At 62.5% G+C, this 1,455-nt stretch carries 3 protein-coding genes; all 3 read left to right on the top strand.

The window, feature by feature from the left end; genetic code table 11:
- The first annotated feature begins 73 nt into the window (after positions 1 to 73).
- A complete protein-coding gene (locus BLQ03_RS17695) occupies positions 74 to 316 on the top strand; it encodes a FitA-like ribbon-helix-helix domain-containing protein (protein WP_090757596.1) in 243 nt (80 codons plus the stop codon).
- Between the two features lie 12 nt (positions 317 to 328).
- The gene (locus BLQ03_RS17690; RefSeq protein WP_090757595.1) at positions 329 to 760 is read left to right on the top strand and encodes a type II toxin-antitoxin system VapC family toxin; all 432 of its coding nucleotides are present in this window, start codon (positions 329 to 331) and stop codon (positions 758 to 760) included.
- 5 nt (positions 761 to 765) lie between these two features.
- Positions 766 to 1,455 (top strand): DEAD/DEAH box helicase family protein (locus BLQ03_RS17685; protein ID WP_175558946.1); only part of this gene is annotated, 690 nt, incomplete at its 3' end.

Here is a 1,455-nt window from a genome sequence, read left to right as displayed (position 1 = left end):
GGTTGGAAGAGTTGGTATGTCTTGATTGCGTTGCAATCATTGCTTACGATCAGTTGCATGAAGGGAGCCTTACATGGCCAGCATAACCATCCGCAATCTCGACGATAGCCTGAAGCACCGCCTTCGGGTTCAGGCGGCAGAGCACGGCCGGTCTATGGAAGAGGAAGCGCGGGAGATTCTGCGCAAGGCGGTCGGGAAAACGGTAACTCCCAGGAACTTGGGCGAGGTCATCCACCACAGGTTTGCAGCCTTGGGCGGCGTGGAACTCGACTTGCCGCCGCGCGAACCGATGCCCGAGCCGCCGCGCTTGGACTGAGCCGCGGCGGCCATGCTCTTGATCGATACCAATGTGATTTCGGAGCTGATGCGTCCGGCTCCTGCTGCAGCCGTTCTGGACTGGTTCGGCCAACAGAACGCGTCTGATCTGCATCTCAGCGCGGTGGGAGAAGCCGAGCTGCGGCGCGGCGCGGCCCTCCTGCCAGCGGGCAAGCGCCGCGACCGCTTGATGGCAGAGATCGACGCCATGATCCTGGAAGATTTCGCCGGTCGGGTGCTGCCCTTCGACAGCGCCGCCGCTGTCGCGTTTGCTGCCATCTTCCTGGAGCGACGCGCCGCTGGCCAGCCGATCAGTTTTCCCGACTGCCAGATCGCGGCCACGGCCCGCGCTCATGACGCAGCCATGGTCACGCGCAACGTGAGTGACTTCGAAGGCTGCGGCATCCGCGTGATCAATCCTTGGGATCCCCTGGTAGGCGCCTGATCGACATGGACATGCGAAGCTTCTCGGAACGCGACATCTGTACCAAGTTCATCACCCCTGCCCTGCGCAAGGCCGGATGGGACGAGATGCTTCAGATCCGGGAAGAGGTCGGCTTCACCAATGGCCGGATCATCGTGCGGGGTAAGCTGGTCACGCGTGGGCAGAGAAAGCGCGCCGACTACATCCTTTCCTACAAGCCCAACATCCCGATCGCGCTCATCGAGGCCAAGGACAACTCCCACAGCGTCGGCGATGGCATCCAGCAGGCGCTCGACTATGCGGAGACGCTGAACATCCCCTTCGTCTTCTCGTCGAATGGCGACGGCTTTGTCTTTCACGACCGGACCGGCGCCAGCGATCCGCGCGAGGTGACGCTGGCGCTCGATGCCTTTCCCTCACCCGACGAGCTGTGGACGCGCTATCGCGCTTGGAAGGGGCTGGACGCTGAGGCTGAGAAGGCCGTCCTTCAGGACTACTACGATGATGGCAGCGGAAAGGCACCCCGCTATTACCAGGTCAATGCGATCAACGCAGCCATCGAGGCCATCGCCAAGGGACAGGATCGCGTGCTGCTCGTCATGGCGACGGGCACGGGCAAGACCTATACCGCCTTCCAGATCATCTGGCGGCTGTGGAAGGCCGGCCGGAAGAAGCGCATCCTGTTCCTGGCTGACCGCAACGTCCTGATCGACCAG

Source organism: Paracoccus chinensis, from assembly GCF_900102885.1.
Lineage (GTDB): Bacteria > Pseudomonadota > Alphaproteobacteria > Rhodobacterales > Rhodobacteraceae > Paracoccus > Paracoccus chinensis.
The sequence above is the reverse complement of the archived record's forward strand: the minus strand, read 5'-3'. Positions and strand labels throughout refer to the sequence as shown.

Bases quoted from the DNA above. Each gene is read 5' to 3' on its own strand.
- BLQ03_RS17695 (WP_090757596.1), top strand. From the start codon at position 74: ATGGCCAGCATAACCATCCGCAATCTCGACGATAGCCTGAAGCACCGC.
- BLQ03_RS17690 (WP_090757595.1), top strand. From the start codon at position 329: ATGCTCTTGATCGATACCAATGTGATTTCGGAGCTGATGCGTCCGGCT.